The sequence below is a fragment of the Micromonospora sp. SD12 genome (assembly GCF_052068495.1).
Classification (GTDB): Bacteria; Actinomycetota; Actinomycetes; order Mycobacteriales; family Micromonosporaceae; genus Micromonospora; species Micromonospora echinofusca.
Genome location: NZ_JBQHDF010000005.1, coordinates 391073 through 407156, shown reverse-complemented (window position 1 = coordinate 407156; position 16084 = coordinate 391073). Strand labels below are relative to the sequence as shown.

General features: G+C 74.6%; 14 protein-coding genes, 1 tRNA gene and 1 pseudogene. 8 read left to right on the top strand and 8 right to left on the bottom strand.

All coding sequences use genetic code 11. The features are described from left to right. Positions 1-15 precede the first annotated feature (15 nt). Positions 16-90, top strand: a tRNA-Arg gene (locus tag ACTMS2_RS14175). A 186-nt stretch (positions 91-276) separates the two neighbouring features. Here ACTMS2_RS14175 and ACTMS2_RS14170 read toward each other — a convergent pair. Together ACTMS2_RS14170 and ligD are read right to left on the bottom strand one after the other, a co-directional pair. Next, positions 277-813 (bottom strand): DUF1772 domain-containing protein, encoded by a 537-nt coding sequence (locus ACTMS2_RS14170; RefSeq protein ID WP_441175747.1) that lies wholly within the window; start codon positions 811-813, stop codon positions 277-279. Positions 814-1183: 370 nt separating this feature from the next. Further along, positions 1184-2143, bottom strand: coding sequence for a non-homologous end-joining DNA ligase (gene ligD / locus ACTMS2_RS14165; protein ID WP_441175746.1), 960 nt, complete (start codon positions 2141-2143; stop codon positions 1184-1186). A gap of 193 nt (positions 2144-2336) precedes the next feature. On the opposite strand from ligD, the gene ACTMS2_RS14160 reads away from it, so the two are divergent. The 3 genes from ACTMS2_RS14160 to ACTMS2_RS14150 all read left to right on the top strand — a co-directional run bounded on the left by ACTMS2_RS14160 (position 2337) and on the right by ACTMS2_RS14150 (position 5734). Continuing rightward, on the top strand, positions 2337-2792 hold the full coding sequence (locus ACTMS2_RS14160) for a winged helix-turn-helix transcriptional regulator (RefSeq protein WP_441175745.1): 456 nt from the start codon (positions 2337-2339) through the stop codon (positions 2790-2792). A 137-nt stretch (positions 2793-2929) separates the two neighbouring features. Continuing rightward, on the top strand, positions 2930-3475 hold the full coding sequence (locus tag ACTMS2_RS14155; RefSeq protein WP_441175744.1) for a TetR/AcrR family transcriptional regulator: 546 nt from the start codon (positions 2930-2932) through the stop codon (positions 3473-3475). Positions 3476-3514: 39 nt separating this feature from the next. Then, the gene (locus tag ACTMS2_RS14150; RefSeq protein ID WP_441175743.1) at positions 3515-5734 is read left to right on the top strand and encodes an MMPL family transporter; all 2220 of its coding nucleotides are present in this window, start codon (positions 3515-3517) and stop codon (positions 5732-5734) included. A gap of 110 nt (positions 5735-5844) precedes the next feature. On the opposite strand, the gene ACTMS2_RS14145 is transcribed toward ACTMS2_RS14150, so the two are convergent. Next, positions 5845-7101 (bottom strand): erythromycin esterase family protein, encoded by a 1257-nt coding sequence (locus ACTMS2_RS14145; RefSeq protein WP_441175742.1) that lies wholly within the window; start codon positions 7099-7101, stop codon positions 5845-5847. A 90-nt stretch (positions 7102-7191) separates the two neighbouring features. Between ACTMS2_RS14145 and ACTMS2_RS14140 the strand changes: the two genes are divergently transcribed. Further along, a complete protein-coding gene (locus tag ACTMS2_RS14140; protein WP_441175741.1) occupies positions 7192-7383 on the top strand; it encodes a DUF2795 domain-containing protein in 192 nt (63 codons plus the stop codon). Between the two features lie 4 nt (positions 7384-7387). Here ACTMS2_RS14140 and erm read toward each other — a convergent pair whose 3' ends face one another. The 4 genes from erm to ACTMS2_RS14120 all read right to left on the bottom strand — a co-directional run bounded on the left by erm (position 7388) and on the right by ACTMS2_RS14120 (position 12422). After that, positions 7388-8185 (bottom strand): ErmE/ErmH/ErmO/ErmR family 23S rRNA (adenine(2058)-N(6))-methyltransferase, encoded by a 798-nt coding sequence (gene erm / locus ACTMS2_RS14135; RefSeq protein ID WP_441175740.1) that lies wholly within the window; start codon positions 8183-8185, stop codon positions 7388-7390. A 441-nt stretch (positions 8186-8626) separates the two neighbouring features. Then, positions 8627-9529 carry a Gfo/Idh/MocA family protein gene (locus tag ACTMS2_RS14130; RefSeq protein WP_441175791.1) on the bottom strand — a complete coding sequence of 301 codons (903 nt, stop codon included), beginning with the start codon at positions 9527-9529 and terminating at the stop codon, positions 8627-8629. Between the two features lie 167 nt (positions 9530-9696). After that, positions 9697-10920, bottom strand: coding sequence for a glycosyltransferase (locus ACTMS2_RS14125; protein WP_441175739.1), 1224 nt, complete (start codon positions 10918-10920; stop codon positions 9697-9699). 89 nt (positions 10921-11009) lie between these two features. After that, positions 11010-12422, bottom strand: coding sequence for a glycosyltransferase family 2 protein (locus tag ACTMS2_RS14120; RefSeq protein WP_441175738.1), 1413 nt, complete (start codon positions 12420-12422; stop codon positions 11010-11012). A 330-nt stretch (positions 12423-12752) separates the two neighbouring features. Here ACTMS2_RS14120 and ACTMS2_RS14115 point away from each other — a divergent pair, with 330 nt between their 5' ends. Together ACTMS2_RS14115 and ACTMS2_RS14110 are read left to right on the top strand one after the other, a co-directional pair. Then, the gene (locus ACTMS2_RS14115) at positions 12753-13148 is read left to right on the top strand and encodes a hypothetical protein (protein ID WP_441175737.1); all 396 of its coding nucleotides are present in this window, start codon (positions 12753-12755) and stop codon (positions 13146-13148) included. Beyond that, positions 13141-13626, top strand: a pseudogene (locus tag ACTMS2_RS14110) (hypothetical protein). The gene ACTMS2_RS14115 and the pseudogene ACTMS2_RS14110 overlap by 8 nt, the downstream one beginning before the upstream one ends. On the opposite strand, the gene fabG reads toward ACTMS2_RS14110, so the two are convergent. Continuing rightward, on the bottom strand, positions 13599-14357 hold the full coding sequence (fabG, locus tag ACTMS2_RS14105; protein ID WP_441175736.1) for a 3-oxoacyl-ACP reductase FabG: 759 nt from the start codon (positions 14355-14357) through the stop codon (positions 13599-13601). The pseudogene ACTMS2_RS14110 and the gene fabG overlap by 28 nt on opposite strands. A gap of 139 nt (positions 14358-14496) precedes the next feature. On the opposite strand from fabG, the gene ACTMS2_RS14100 reads away from it, so the two are divergent. Further along, positions 14497-16083 (top strand): DUF4139 domain-containing protein, encoded by a 1587-nt coding sequence (locus ACTMS2_RS14100; RefSeq protein ID WP_441175735.1) that lies wholly within the window; start codon positions 14497-14499, stop codon positions 16081-16083. Position 16084 lies beyond the last annotated feature (1 nt).

Sequence of the window (16084 nt, the reverse complement as noted above, 5' to 3'; positions counted from 1 at the left end):
TTCTCCAGTCGCTGAGCCCCCGTAGCTCAGGGGATAGAGCACCGCCCTCCGGAGGCGGGGGCGCAGGTTCGAATCCTGCCGGGGGCACCACACCATCGATCGACACTCCGCTCACAGCCTTCTGCCGAGCTGCGAACGACATGGTCACACAGAACGCCCGACGACTTCGGTCGCCGGGCGTTCTGCTTGTGAGGGCTCACCGGTGGCCGGGGTCCACGCGACGCCGTCGTGGCTCGCCGCGCCGGTGCTGATCGGGCGGACGCCCAGGCCGGTGGTCTAGCGAGCCTGGCCGGTGGTCGGGTCCGCCCGGGAGGCCGTACGGCCGCTGTCGCGCGCCCAGCGCAGCAGCGCGGTGAACGCGAGCACCGCCGTCACCGCCCCGCCCACCAGCCGCACCCGGTGCCCGGCGACGAACTCGGCCGCGACCTGACGCAGGTACTCCGGGGAGTGCGTGCCGACCGGGTCCACGAACATGATCTCGTTGCGCGGCCAGAAGAAGAACACGGAGAACAGGAACTCGCAGGCCACGAAGACTACCGCCGCGCCGGCCACCCACCAGCGCAGCCGGCGGTCGCGCCAGGTGAGCACCGCCGCCGCGAGGCAGGTGAGCACGACGGACGCGCCGAGCGGTGGGAAGTAGTCGCTCGGGCCGCCCGCCACCAGGAACTCGCGGGCCCGGTCCAGAGACGCCGGCGCGTCGCCGAAGATGTTCGGGTAGAGCATCACGGTCTCGGCGGCCACGCCGCCGAACGACATCATCGCCGTCCACACCAGAGCGACGAGCACCGCCCAGGTCAGCCTGTCGCGGGTCATGGGTCCTCCTGCCGGTCCGTCGACGCCGGTCCCGACGCCGTCCGCTGGGTCGTCGTCGACGCTAGGTCGGCCGCCGCCGCCCGTCTGCCGCCCGCAGGCGCGAACGCGGGGTCGCCTCAGGACGTACGGGAACCCGGCTCGGTCGCCCGTCCACGCAGTCGGGGGCCGCCTCCCGACGTAGCCAGGCCGGCACACCGACGCGGCGGACAAACCGACGCGGCCGGCAGCGAACGACAGGCCGGCACGACCAGCGGCGGGCGGGCACGACAGGCGTCAGCCGGCAGCCGACAGGCGGGCACGACGGGCGTGAACCGACGGGCGGGCACGGCGGGCAGCGGGCGACGGCCCCGGGGAGGACGGTGCGCGTACGTCAGTCGGCGGCGCGACGGGCGCGGGCCCGGCGCTTGCCCTCGTGCATGGCCTGCACACGGGCGACCGGGATGGTGTGCCCCTCCGCGACCAGGTCCGCCGGGAGTCGCTGCGGCGCGGGCAGCCGCTCGGCCCAGGGATCGCGCTCGGCGACGAGCGCCGGGGCGGTACGGATCGTGAAGTCCGCCGGGACCACGTCGCCCAGGTCGGCCCAGTCGACGGGGAAGGAGACCGGCACGCCCGGCCGCAGCCGGGGACTGTAGGCGGCCACCACCGTCGCGCCGCCGGCCCGGGTCGAGTCGACGAACACCCTGCCGCCCCGGTCCTCGCGGATGAAGGCGGTGGTGGCCAGCGCGGGGTCCAGCCGTTCGGCGCGGGCCGCCACCGCCCGGGTGGCGGCGGCCATGTCCTCCACCGTGGCGCCCCGCGCCACCGGCACGAAGACGTGTACGCCCTTGGCGCCGCTGGTCTTGACCGCTCCGGCGAGCCCCGCGTCGGCGAGCGCCTGCCGGACCAGCCGTGCGGCGGCGACCGCCAGCGCGAAGGAGTCCCCCTCCGGCGGGTCGAGGTCCAGCACCAGGTGGGTGGGGCGGTGCAGGTCGTCGACCGTGGCGAGGGTGGGGTGGTACTCCACCGCACGCTGGTTGGCGAACCAGAGCAGGGTGCGCCGGTCGTCGCAGAGCGCGTACGAGATCTCGCGGTGCGACGCCTCCGCCCAGACCGGCGTGCGGGCCACCCAGTCCGGCGTGTACTTCGGCAGGTTCTTCTGCATGAACGGCGGCTGCCCCGGCCGGACCCGGATCACCGACAGCGGTCGGCCCCGCAACCGGGGCAGGATCCGCTCACGCACCGCGTCGAGGTAGTCGACCAGGTCCCGCTTGGTCGCGTCGGCGCCGTCGAACAGCGGCTGGTCGAGGTTGGTCAGCGACACCCCGTCGCGGGTCGCGTCAGCGCCACTCATCCGACCACCTTCGCGGCCCGTGGGCCGGCGGTCAACCGGACGCGGCGGTGCGAACCACGACGAACGGATCGTCACCCGCCCGGCCGGCGTCGAGCACCGTGGGCCCGCCCGCGGGGTGGGGCCTCCTTGGTGCACGGTTTGTTACCGGGGCAATCCTCTGTGACCATGAGGCGGAGCGTAAGGAGGCACCTCCATGTCCCAGGGGAACAGCGACGCGACCGTCGGCCGGGCGGCGCAGGCGTGCGGGGCGGCCGGCGAGCCCGTCACGCCCGGTCAGGCCAAGGCGTGCACCGTCCGCGAGGTGCTGGACCGGGTGGGCGGCAAGTGGAGCATCGGCATCCTGGTCGCCGCCTCCCCGGGCCCGGTGCGCTTCACCGAGCTGGAGCGCTGCGTGGAGGGCATCAGCCGACGGATGCTCACGCTGACCCTGCGCAACCTGGAACGCGACGGACTGCTGCACCGTAGGGTCTACCCGACGGTCCCACCGAAGGTGGAGTACACGGCCACGCCGATCGCGCTGGAGCTCTACGAGTCGCTGGTCGCGCTGACCAGGTGGGCGGAGCGGCACCGGAGCGCGGTCGCCGACGCCCGGGCCGCGTACGACCGGGCGCACGGCGCGGCCGACCAGGGCGACGGAACCCCCGCCTGAGGCGGCCACGGACCGGCCGAGCCACCCGTGGACCGGTAAACCCCGGCCGCCTGTGGGGAACACCACGCCCCCGATCTGACCGATCGGTCAGGGTCTGACCGATCGGTCAGGCATGCTGGTCGGGGAGGTGGGCCGGCATGGCGCGGATGGTTCCGGAGACGCACGACGAGATCCTCGTGGCGGCGGCCCGACGCTTCGCCGCGACCGGCTACCGGGGCACCTCGTTGCAGGACATCGCCCGCGAGGTGGGCTGCTCCAAGGCGGCGGTGCTCTACCACTTCGCCAACAAGGAGGCCATCCTCACCGAGCTGATGGCCCCGGCGATCGGCGTCCTCCAGGCGCTCGACGAGCGGATCCGCGCCCAACGCGGCGCGGCCGCCCAGCGGGTCGCCGCCGCGGGCTTCGTCGACCTCGCGGTCCGCTTCCGGCGCGAGATCGCCCTGCTCCGGGGCGAGTTCCCGGAGCTGCTCCAGCAACCCGCCTTCGCGCACATCCAGCGGATCTCCGAGCGGCTGGTCGACGCGCTCGCCGGGCACCCGCAACGCCCGTCCGCCCGGATCACGGCGCTGGTGCTGCTCGCCGGCATCTCCGAGACCTGCGGGGAGTTCGCCGACGTCGGCGACGAGGAGTTGCGCGACGCCCTGCTGGCACTCGCCCGACGGGCCCTGGAGCCCGTCGACTGATCCCGTTTCCCACCATCCACGACCGAGGACAAGGAACTCATGGCCACCCTGCTCTACCGGCTCGGCCGGGGCTCGATGCGCCGGCGGCGACTCGTCGCGGCGATCTGGCTCGTCGTACTCGTCGGTCTCGGCCTCGCCGCCGCGACCCTGCGCGGCCCGATAGCCGACAACTTCACCATGCCCGGCACGGAGTCGCAGCGCGCCCTCGACCTGCTCGCCGAGCAGTTCCCGGCGGCCAGCGGCGCGACCGGCACGATCGCGGTCAAGGCGCCGGCCGACGGCGCGCTCGCCAGCCCGCAGGGGCAGGCCGTGGTGAAGGAACTCACCCAGGAGGCCGCGACGCTGCCCGGCGTCGTCGGCGCCGTCGACCCGTTCCAGGTGGGGGCGGTCTCCCCCGACGGCCGGTACGCGCTGGTCCAGGTCCAGTTCGCCACCGGCGCCGACGAGGTGACCGACGCCCAGCGCGACGCGTACGAGAAGGTCGGCGAGCGGGTCGAGGCCCAGGGCTGGGAGGTCGCGCCCGGCGGCGAGGTGCTCAGCAGCGTGCCGGAGGTCGGCTCGACCGAGGCGATCGGTGTGGCGGTCGCCGCGATCGTCCTGGTGGTCACGTTCGGTTCGCTGGTGGCGGCCGGGATGACGATGCTCAACGCGCTGATCGGCGTGGGCGTCGGCATGGCGGGCCTCTTCGCGATCAGCAGCGTGGTCGACCTGAGCAGCACCGCCCCGATCCTCGCCCTGATGCTCGGCCTCGCGGTCGGCATCGACTACTCGCTCTTCATCACCTCCCGTTACCGGCAGAACCTGATGGAGGGGCTGCCGCCGGACGAGGCGGTGGGCCGCGCGGTCGGCACCGCCGGCTCGGCCGTGGTCTTCGCCGGCGCCACCGTGGTCATCGCGCTGGCCGGGCTGGCCGTGGTGAACATCCCGTTCCTGACGGTGATGGGTCTGGCCGCCGCCGGTACGGTCACCGTCGCGGTGCTGGTCGCGATCACCCTCCAGCCGGCCCTGCTCGGCTTCGCCGGCCGCCGGGTGCTGCCCCGCAAGCTGCGCACCACCGTGCCGGCCGGGGACGCGGCGTCCGGGGAACGGGCGGCCGACGCCGCCGAGGCGGGCACCACGCCGGCCGAGGACCGGTCGGGCTTCGGCTTCCGCTGGGCGCGTCTCGTCACCCGGTTCCGGGTGCCGGTCATCCTGGTCGGGCTGATCGGGCTGGGGCTGCTCGCGCTGCCCGCGCCCGACATGCGCCTGGCGCTGCCCGACGCGGGCACCGCGCCGGTCGGCTCGCCGGCGCGGGCGTCGAACGACCTGATCACCGAGGGCTTCGGGCCGGGCTTCACCGGCCGGCTCGCGGTGGTGGTCGCCGGGGACACCCCGCAGGCGACCTCGGCCGCCATCCCGCAGGTCACCGCGCTCGTCCAGGGCACCGAGAACGTCCTCGCGGTGGCCCCGCCGCAGCTCAGCCCGGACGGCCGCACCGCGCTGCTCGGGGTGGTGCCGAAGACCGGCCCGACCGACGAGGCCACCGAGACCCTGGTCAACGACGTACGCGCGAAGGTGGGCGAGGTCCGCGACGTCGAGGTGCTGCTCACCGGCGCGACCGCGATCGGCATCGACGTCTCCGAGAAGCTCTCCGACGCCCTGCCGGTCTACCTGCTGCTGGTGGTGGGCCTCTCGGTGCTGCTGCTGATGCTGGTCTTCCGCTCGCTGCTGGTGCCGGTCAAGGCCGCGCTGGGCTTCCTGCTCACCGTCGCCGCCACCTTCGGCATCACCGTGGCGGTGTTCCAGCAGGGCCACCTCGCCGACCTGGTCGGCCTGGACACGCCCGGCCCGCTGGTCAGCTTCCTGCCGATCCTGCTGATCGGCATCCTGTTCGGCCTGGCGATGGACTACGAGGTCTTCCTGGTCTCCCGGATGCGGGAGGACTTCGTGCACGGTGACACCGCGCAGCAGGCGACCATCAACGGGATGGGGCACGGCGCCCGGGTGGTGACCGCCGCCGCGCTGATCATGATCTCGGTGTTCGGCGGCTTCGTGTTCCTCGACGACCCGGTCATCAAGTCGATGGGCTTCGCGCTCGCCATCGGCGTGGCCATCGACGCGTTCGTGGTCCGGATGACCATCGTGCCGGCCGTGATGTCGCTGCTCGGCAAGCGGGCCTGGTGGCTCCCCCGTTGGCTGGACAAGATCCTGCCCAACGTCGACATCGAGGGCGAGGGCCTGCGCGCCCACCTGGACGACAGGTCCCCCGCCCACACCTGACCCGGCACCGCTCGGTCGATCATGCAGTCGTGGTGCCCCGCACAACCGGTGGAACCGGTCGGAACGGGCACCACGACTGCATGATCGGCGGAATCGGAGCGGGGCGCGGGTCAGACGCCGGCCGGGTAGGTCTCCATCTCGCCCGGGGTGGTCAGGGCCGGGAGGGGGTGCAGGGCCGTCGTCTCATCGCACCAGACGAAGGCGTCGTAGCGCTCCCCCAGCCGGGTCGGCACGTAGTTGCCCCACGACTCGAAGGACGGGTCGTAGACCACCCCGATCGCCCGGTGGTCGGCGGTCCCGGTGACCCAGCCGGGCTGGTCGTCGCCGCCGAAGACCAGCACGGCCCGCTCGGGCATCAGCTCGTGCAGCCGGTGCTCGACCGAGCCGGGGCGGGCCGGCGGCACCACCATCGTCTCGGCCGGCGACCCCCAGCGGGGTGCGGCGAGCACCGTGCCCCGGTAGCCGCCGAAGCCGACCAGGACCACCTCGTCCGCGCCGTGCCGCTCGCGGGCCAGCTGGCCGACGTTGACCATCCCGTCGCCGGCCATGTCGGTGGCCCGGGCGTCGCCCACGTGCGTGTTGTGCGCCCAGACGACGCCCCGCGCGCCCGGTCCGTAGCGCTCCAGCAGCCGGTCCAGGGTGTCCGCCATGTGCGTGTCCCGGATGTTCCACGACTCCGGCCCGCCGCGCACCATCGCCCGGTAGTAGCGCTCCGCCCCCGCCACCACCTCCGCGTTCTGCCAGGCCGAGAAGCTGTCCGGGCCGTCCCCGGCGGCCTGTGCGCGGGTACGCGCCAGCAGCCGTACGACCTCCTCCTCGCAGCGGGCCGAGACGAACCGGCTCGCCATGCCGTACTCCTCGACCCGCTTGCCGTACGGCTCGAAGCAGCGGTACGCGTCCTGGGCCGCCTCCAGCGAACCCGGGTCCTCCTCGCCGAGATAGTCGAAGATCGCCTGCATGGACTCCCAGAGGCTGTAGACGTCCAGGCCGTGGAAGCCGGCCCGGGCGTCCTCGGGCCGCTCCACGTTCCACGCCCGCAGCCAGGAGCAGAAGCGCGACACCTCGGCGTTCGCCCACATCCAGGTCGGCCAGCGCTCGAAGCGCTCCAGCGCGACGCGCGGGTCGGCTGCCCCGCCCGGGGCGGCGGTCACCGAGCGGTGCACCCGGTCGCAGTCGGGCCAGTCCCCCTCCACCGCCACGAAGGAGAACCCGCACTCGGCGATCAGCCGGCGGGTGAGCTGTTCGCGCAGCCGGTAGTAGTCGTGGTTGCCGTGCGTCGCCTCGCCGATCATCACGATCCGGGCGTCCCGGACGCGCTCCAGCAACGGGTCGAAGTCGCTCGGCGCGCCGAGCCGCTGAACCAGCATGCGGGCGGCTACCCGGCGCGCCGCCCGGGCAAACCGCCGATCGTCGATCGGCGGGCGTGTGCCGGCGGGCTGAGCGGGTAGCCCGCCGGCATGACCGTCACCGGCGTGCAGTTGCAGGAGTACCTGGCCGGGCTCGACTACCCGGTCTCCCGGGAGGACCTCATCCGCTGGGGCCAGGAGAACGGGGTCAGCACGGAGATGCTCCAGACGCTGCGGGCCCTGCCGGCGGAGGAGTTCGGCTCCCCCGCCGAGCTGAGCGAGGCCCTGAACACCCTGGCCTGATCCCTCAGCGGGCGTGCAGCAGGCGGAACAGCACCAGCCACTGCTCGGGCCAGACGTGCCCGACCGGCGTGGCCGGGTCGAGCCGGGTCGCCCGCAGCGCCGCCGCCAGCCGCGCCCGCGGGTGGTGCCGGGCGAGCGAGGCCGCGAGTGAGCCGCCGACCCCGTCGAAGCCGATCTCCACCATCCGGCGGTACGCGGGCAGCGCCGACGCGGCCAGCAGCGGCTCCGGCCGCCGCTCGACGCGCAGGATGCCGGCGTCCACCCTCGGCACCGGGCGGAACGCGGTGCGGGGCACCCGCCCGGCGAGCCGCCAGCCGAACTCCGGCCAGGTCAGCACGGTCAGCCTGGTCCACCGGCCGTAGTCGCCGCTGCGCCGGCGGGCGTACTCCAACTGGGTGAGCAGGGTGGCCGCGCGCAGGCCGGGCGCGGCCAGGCACCAGCGCACCACGGCCGAGGTCAGCGACCAGGGGATGTTGCCGACCACGTCGAACTCCTCCGGCGGGGGCGCTGCGGTGAGGAAGTCGGCCTGCCGGTGCGTCACGTTCGGCAGGGCGGCGCAGACCCGGGCCAGCTCGGCGCCGGCGGCCGGGTCCACCTCGTACGCCGTCAGGTGCCGGCAGCGGGCGGCGAGCGGCCGGGTGAGCTGGCCCCGGCCGGCGCCCACCTCCAGCAGGAGCCGGTCGGGCCCGGGCCGGGCGGCGTGCACCACGCGGGCGATCGCGGCCGGGTCGGCGAGGAAGTTCTGGGACAGTACGCGACGGGACCGGTCGCGTTCGGTTGCTCGGGTACGGCGGGGCGCCACGGGTCGTCGTCCTGTCTGTCGCCGTGCGGCGACGGAGCGGACAGGCAGCCGCGAGCGCGGGCCTGTCCGAGGATTCGGGGACTCGGACGGCCCTGGGCGGGACGCGGAACGCGGAATCGGCGGCGCACCACAGGCGCCACGCCGGCGTGCACGACCGGGGCGGCATCAGCCCCGGGTCGGCACCTGGACGAGTGGCGGGGGCGGCGTCGCGCCCGGGGTCACCCGGGCGGTGGCGCCGCGCGTGCGGTGCGAGGTCAGCCGCGGGTCGCGCCGGCCAGGGCCGGACGCCGGACGCGCGGGCGGGCCACCAGCAGGGGCCCGAATGCGGCCGGCGTACCGACCGCCTCGATCAGAGCGTGCGCGGACATGCGGCGACCCTAACCGCGCCCGTCCACAGGAGGCGACCGCTTTTCCGCCTCGGCGGACCCTGGCGCCTCCGACTCAGGCCGGCAGGTCGACGGTGCGGCCCTCGGCGCGGGCGGTCTCGGCGGCGGCCAGCACGGCGACGACCTCGCGACCGAAGCGCACGTCGCAGCGGTGGTCCCGGGTGCCCGACCCGATCTCCTCCAGCAGTTGGTCGATCGCCACCCCGAGGGCGGTCGCCGGACTGCCGTCGCCGGCCGGAACGGTCTCGACGCCGTTCTCGCCATAGAAGACGTACTCCCTGCTCACCGCCTCCTGCGGGGCGTCCAGGGTCAGCGACACCGTGCTGGTCGCGCCCCCGTCGTGGGTGAGGAGCAGGTGGACGAGCCCGCGCGGCCCGTCCATCGCGGCGACGCGGGTGACCCGCCCGAGCACCGGCAGGATGAGCGACAGCGCGTGCGGGCCGATGTCCCACAGCGCGCCGTGCTCCCGACGCCAGGACGAGGCAGCGTACGGGCTGTCGGGGCGGAAGATGGATCCGAACCGGACCGCCCTGGCGGTGTGCCACCCGCCGACGGCGGCCGTCGAGGCGAGGAAGGCGGCGACGTCGGGCTGGTAGCGGCCCGTGAAGAAGACCACCGAGGCGACGCCCGCCGACTGCGCGGCATCCACCACCCGGTCGGCGTCGGTCACGCTCAACGCGAGCGGCTTGTCCAGCAGCAGGTGCCGGCCGGCGGTGGCCGCGCGGACCGCGATGTCGGCCTGGACGTGCGGCGGGAGGGCGACGGCGACCGCGTCGCAGGCGTCGACGAGCGCGTCGACGTCGTCGAACGCCGGCACCCCGTAGCGCTCGGCCAGGGCGGCGGCCTTGCCCGGGTCGCGGCCCCACACGCCGGCGAACGTGACCCCCGGGTGCGCGTCCAGCGCCGCGCCGTGCGTCTCGGCCGCCCAGTGACCGGTGCCGAACAACCCGAACCGCACCACGAGAACCTCCACGTCGTCGTCACACCACGGTACCCGCGGCCGAGAGTCACGCCGGGCCTGTGCCGGAAGTCGGGGGCGTGCCCGGCCGCCGCGTCCGGGACCGGTGCCAGGGTCGTGGCGGCTGAGCCCCGCCGGTCGTGGACCGACGGGGCTCAGCCGCCCGCTCAGGCCCCCAGGGCGGCGGTCAACCGCTTCGCGGCGACCTGCGCCGCGTCGGTGCGTACGACGCCGGCGAACTCGCGGGCCCGGGCGGCCACCTCCGGCCGCAGCGCGGCGCCGAGAGCCTCGGTCAGCGACTCGACGGTCGGCACCGAGCCGGGGTGTGCGGTGCCGATGCCGAGCGCGGACACCCGGTCCGCGAAGTAGTGCTGGTCGTACACCTGCGGGATGACGACCTGCGGCGTCCCGGCCCGCGCGGCCGTGGTCGTGGTGCCCGCGCCGCCATGATGGACCACCACGGCCACCTCCCTGAACAGCGCCTGCTGGTTCACCTCACCGACCACCAGGCAGTCGGGTGCCCGGTCGCTCAGCGAGAGCGGTGCCCAGCCCCGGGAGACGACCAGCCGGCAGCCGACCGCGCGCACGGCCTGCACGGCCGTCTCCAGCAGGCCCGGGGGTGCGGCGACGCTGCCGAATCCGACGTAGACGCACGGCCCACCGGCGTCCAGGAAGGTCGTCAACTCGGCGGGCAGGGCCCGCTCGTCCGGCAGGAGCCAGGCGCCCGGCTGGTAGACGGCCGGATCGGCGGCGTCCGGCCAGGGTGCCAGGGTCGGGTCGGTGGCCAGCCACGGCTGATCGGTGTGGATGTGGTCGCTCACGTCGTCGACCGTGCCCAGCCCCACCGCCGACCGCAGCGCGTTGAGAGGCGCGGCGAAGGTGTCGTTGACGTGCCGCAGGTTGGCCGCCCACAGGTCGCGGTTGTCGGCCGACGCGGGCGCCGGCGCCTCCCCGAGCACCGGCAGCGGTAGCGGAGGGTGGTGCGGTGAGGGAAGGGCCGCCGGGCAGAGCGCCGCGAAGACGTACGGGATGCCGCGCTTCTCCGCCACGGTGCGGGCGGCGATCTGGAGGCCGGTCGACGCGACGAGGACGTCACAGTCCCGGGCGGCGGCCGACAGCACCTCGTACTGGATGCCGATGGAGGATTCGGCCAGCTTGCGTACCTGTGCGGGCGAGGGTTTGGGCACGGCGGCCCGCGACCTGGGCGCCGCCGACCTGCGCCAGGGCGGGCCGACGGGTACGAAGGGAATCCTGAAGGTCGCCACCCAGCGGGCGAAGTCCGGCGGGGCGCAGAGGCGGACCTGAACGCCGAGGGCCTTCAACCGCGATGCGAGCGCCACCAGTGGTTGGACGTCGCCACGCGACCCGAGAGTCGACAGCAGTACGCGCATGATACTCGCCTTTCCGTCTCTTACGGCGGCTCCGGGCGCGGTGGGACAGGCCTGACGGCTTTGTCGGGCCTGTCCGCACCGTCGATCTGCTATCCCCGCGTCGTGGAGCGCCCCGGCGCCAGTGCCGGGGGTCGCGCCTTGGCGGCGGTCTGAGCGGGTACCCGGCGCGTGGCGCCGGCCGCGGGCTGGAGGGCCCGCAGGGTCAGTACGTGGCCGAGCCCCTCGACCGCGCGCAGTTCGGCCGTGCACGCCGCGGCCTGTGCCTGGCGCAGGTAGTCGAGCGTCTGCGGGTCGGCGGCGCACATCCCCGGCGTCGAGTCGGCGGTGGCGACCAGGTGGACCTCGCCGGCCAGCGCCAGCGAGGCGGAGATGAACTGGCAGAGTTCCGGCCACAGCAGGTACCGCCAGAAGTCCACGCTGATCACCGCGTCCAGGCTGCCCGGCGGCATGGGCGGGGCGACGCCGAGCAGGTGGAAGTTCGTCCGCCCGATGGGCGCGGCGTAGTCGAAGGTCAGCGCCGAGGCGGGCAACCCCGACTCGGCGCGGCCGGTGCCGATCCAGAGCGTGCGGTGCCCCCGCAGCTGGCCGGCGAGGCGCGCGGCGGCGGGCCCGATGGCGCAGGCCGACCGCTCGACGCACTCGTCGATGAGCGCCCGGTAGTGCAGGATCCGCCGGATCGCCTCGTACCCCATGACGGCGGTGAGGAACTCCCACTCGAGGCAGGGATAGAGCCGGGCGGCCTGCTGGAAGTTGGCCTTCATCTCCATCCAGTTGCGGGTGATGTTCTTGTGGTGCGGCAGGTGGACGACCCGGGCATCGTCGTCGTAGCCGAAGTTGACGCCGTCGGGCAGGCTGCGGTCGACGCGGTAGAACAGCTCGACGTCCTCCACGCCGTAGCTCAGGCCGAACGCCTCCCGGTAGCCACCGACCTGCGCGAAGTGCGCGCTGGACAGCGAGATGTTGTGCGTGTAGGCGATGACCCAGCCGGCCCGGAGCCACTCGCCGCCGTCGTCCGGGAGCCCCGTCCCGAACCGCAGGTCGCCGCCGTGCGGGAAGGCGCGCGCGATCGCGTGCGACTCCCCGGCCAGCACGGCGGGCAGGTCCGCGAGGCCGATCTCGTCCCGCCGGCCGATCAGCACCGCCGCGTTGCCGGGCGTGCTGTGCCAGGCCAGGTGCCGCTCCAGCAGGTCGGGCACCGCCCACGAGTCGGCGTCGAGGAAGACCAGCAGGGGCGCGGAGGCACGGCGCGCCCCCTCGTTGCGGGCGACGGAGCGGCCCTTGCGCTGGGCGAGTTCCAGCACGCGCAGGCGGAGACCGGCACCCTCGGCGAGAGCCTCGGCGTACCCGTCGGACGAGCCGCCGTCCCGGACCACGATCACCTCGAAGCGTTCCGGCGGCAACGTCTGGCGGGTCAGCGCCCTGAGGGTCAGCGCGAGGCACTGCGGGTCCTGGTACGTCGGCATCACCACGCTCAGCGCCGGGGGGATGGTGGGCAACGACATGGCGATCCTCTCCGTCAGACGAACTTGCCGTCGGAGGTCGGCGACGTCGTCAGAGGATAACGCTCCGCAACGGTGCCCTCACGCATAAATAGGGGTCGATAGGGGGTGCACTGTCCCTTCACGACAGTCGTCGCCTCGGCCGGACCCATACCCACGCCCACTCGAGCCCACACCGGGCGGATGCCGGACATCCGGGGACCGGATCCGTCGGCCCCGGGTCGCCCCGGCATCGACGACGCGGGGTCGCCGAGGCGGGGCGGCGGGTGACGGGGTGTACTACGCGGGTTAGTAGGCTGTGCCGGTGACCGAACCGCACTCCGGATGGCCCCGGTGACCAGCGCAGCGACGGCGGGTTCGCCGGTGGACGGGCTCCTCGCGACAGCCTCGATCGTGTTGTCGCTCCTCGTCGCCGCCTGGGCGCTGGTCGCCACGCTGCGGCACCGCGCGCCGGACCGGATGCAGCTCGCCGGCCTGGCCGCGCTGGAGGTGGCGCTGCTCGCGCTGGCGGTGGTGGCGCTGGTCGCCCTCGGCGGCGGCGAACGGCCGGACGAGCCGGGGGCCTTCTTCGGGTACCTGGCGACGCTGGTGTGCCTGCCGCCGCTGGCCTGGGTGCTGGCCCGGATGGAGCCGACGCGCTGGGGCTCGGCGATCGTCTGCGCGGTCTGCCTCGTCACGCCGGTGGTCGTCGTACGACTCCAGCAGACGTGGGAGGTGCTCGGTGGCTGACGTACGCGCCCCGGAACGGAAGCGGACCAACGCCGGCCCCGGACGGCTGCTGATCGCGGTCTACCTGCTCTTCGCGATCGCCGCGACGAGCCGCGCCGGCCTCCAGATCGCCACGAAGTTCGACGAGGCGCCCGTGGCGTACCTGCTCTCGGCCCTCGCCGCGGCCATCTACATCGTCGCGGCCGTGGGGCTGGCCCGCGCCGGCGCCGCCGGCCGGCGCGTCGCCCTGGCGTGCTGCGCCGTGGAGCTGGCCGGGGTGCTCGGCGTCGGCACCCTCAGCCTCGTCGACCCGGAACTCTTCCCCGACGAGACGGTCTGGTCGCAGTTCGGCAGCGGGTACGGCTACATCCCGCTGGTCCTGCCGGTGCTCGGCCTGCTCTGGCTCTGGCGCACCCGCCCCGCCGCGGCCTGATCCCCGGCGGGCGGGTGCCCGCCGGGGCGTACGCGGGGTCAGCCCTTGGGGCCGCCGGCCACGTAGATGACCTGGCCGGAGACGAAGGAGGCGCCCTCGCTGGCGAGGAACGAGATGGTGTGCGCGATGTCCTCGGGGCGGCCGACCCGGCGTACCGCGATCTCCGACTCGGCGTGCTTCTGGAGCGCCTCGAAGTCGACCTTCATCCGGGCGGCGGTGGCGGCGGTCATGTCGGTGACGATGAAGCCGGGCGCGACCGCGTTGACGGTCACCCCGAACGGGCCCAGCTCGATGGCGAGGGTCTTGGTGAAGCCCTGGAGGCCGGCCTTCGCCGCCGAGTAGTTCGCCTGCCCCCGGTTGCCGAGCGCCGAGGTGCTGGAGAGGTTGACGATCCGGCCCCACTTCGCCTCGACCATGTGCTTCTGGGCGGCCTGGCTGAACAGGAACGCTCCGCGCAGGTGCACGCCCATGACCGTGTCCCAGTCGGCGTCGGTCATCTTGAACAGCAGGTTGTCGCGGAGCACGCCGGCGTTGTTGACCAGCACCGTCGGGGCGCCCAGTTCGGCGGCGACCCGCTGCACGGCCGCCTCCACCTGGGCCCGGTCGGACACGTCCGCGCCGACGCCGAGCGCCCGGCCGCCGGCGGCGACGATGGCGTCCACGGTCTCCTTGGTCGCGGACTCCTCGATGTCGACCACGGCGACCGCGAGGCCGTCGGCCGCCAGCCGCCGGGCGGTGGCCGCCCCGATCCCCCGCGCCGCCCCCGTGACGATGGCGACCCGCTGCTCCTCCGACATGCCTACCTCCCGGTAACTTGCGTTCGATCGAAGGAGCTTAACCCAGGCGTACGCGGTGCCGGCCCGACGCGGGACGCCGGCTCCCGCGACCCGTCGCGTCCGACGAGGTCACGAGCGTCGTCCGGCTACGCTCGCCGCCGTGGAGGCAGTGGAGATCGAAGCACCCGTCGTCGGCGTCACCGTCTATCCGGACCGGGCCCGGGTCACCCGCCGGGGCAGCACCAGGTTGGGTGCCGGCGAGCACCGGGTACGCGTCGCGCCGCTGCCGCTGGGCGTACGGCGGGACTCGCTGCGCGTCGGCGGCCGGGGCGCGGCCACCGTACTCGGCGTGGACGTCACGACCTGGCGGCAGGCACGCAGCGTCGACGGGCAGGTCCGCGCGCTGGAGCAGCGCAGCCGGGAGCTGGCCGACGAGCTGGCCGAGGTCGACGACGCGTACGAGATCGAGACGCAGCGGGGGCAGTTCCTCAGCCGGCTGGCCGACCGGGCCGGCGCCACGTACGCCCGCGCGCTGGCCGCCGGCGACGCCGCCCCGACCGACGTGGCCGCCTTCGCCGACTCGGTGGCGGGCCAGCTCGCCGACTCCCAGCGCCGCCGGCGCGGGCTGGACCGGCGGCGTACCGACCTGACCGAGGAGCGGGCGGTCGTCGAGCGGGAACTGGAGGCCGCGAGCGGCAAGCGGGCACCGGACCGGCTGGCCGCCGAGGTGACGGTGTCGGTGGACGCCGACGACGCCGAGCTGGACCTGGAACTGACCTACCTGGTCGACGGGGCCCGCTGGCAGCCCTCCTACGACGTGCGGCTCGTCGACGACACCGTGACCGTCACCTGGTTCGGCCTGGTCAGCCAGGACACCGGCGAGGACTGGCCGGAGTGCGTACTCGAACTCTCGACGGCCCGCCCGGCGACGGCGACCCGCGTACCCGAGCTGACGCCCTGGTACCTCGAACGGGTCCGGCCGGTGCCGCCGCCGATGCCGATGGCGGCGGCGGGCTTCGGCGCGATGCCGGCGCCCGCGGCCCCCGGCGCGGCACCCGCCGGCGCGGTGGCCCGGTCCGGCCCGCCGCGCCCCAAGGTGCGCGAGAGCGCGGCCACGGTCGAGCAGGGCGTCACCGCGGCCACCTACCGGCCGGCCCGCCCCGTCGCGGTGCCGGCGGACGGCAGCGCCCACCGGGCCACCATCGCCGTGCTGGAGCTGCCGGCCCGGTTGGACCACGTGACCGCGCCGGTCCGCGCGACCGAGGCGCACCTGCGGGCGACCGTACGCAACACCTCGCCGCACACGCTGCTCCCCGGCCCGGCGGCGGTCTTCCACGGTGCCGACTTCGTCGCGGCCACCCGACTGCCGACGTGGGCGCCCGGCGAGGAGACCGAACTGGCCCTCGGGGTGGACGACCGGGTCCGCGTGGAGCGCAAGCTCAGCCGACGCTCCGACACCCGCGCCACCCTCGGCTCGACCCGGCGGCGGGACGTGGAGTACCGGATCTGCGTCGCCAACCACACGCCCCGTCCGGCGACCGTGGAGGTGCGCGACCAGCTTCCGGTGTCGCGCGACGAGGCGGTGGTCGTGCGGGAGGCCACCCTCGTCCCGCCCCCGGCCGAGCGCACGGAGCTGGGCGAGCTGACCTGGCGGCTGCGGCTCGGGCCGGGAGAGAGCGGCGAGATCACCCTGGGCTTCCGGGTCGAGCTCGCCAAGGGGGTGGAACTCGCCGGCTGGCGGGAGTGAC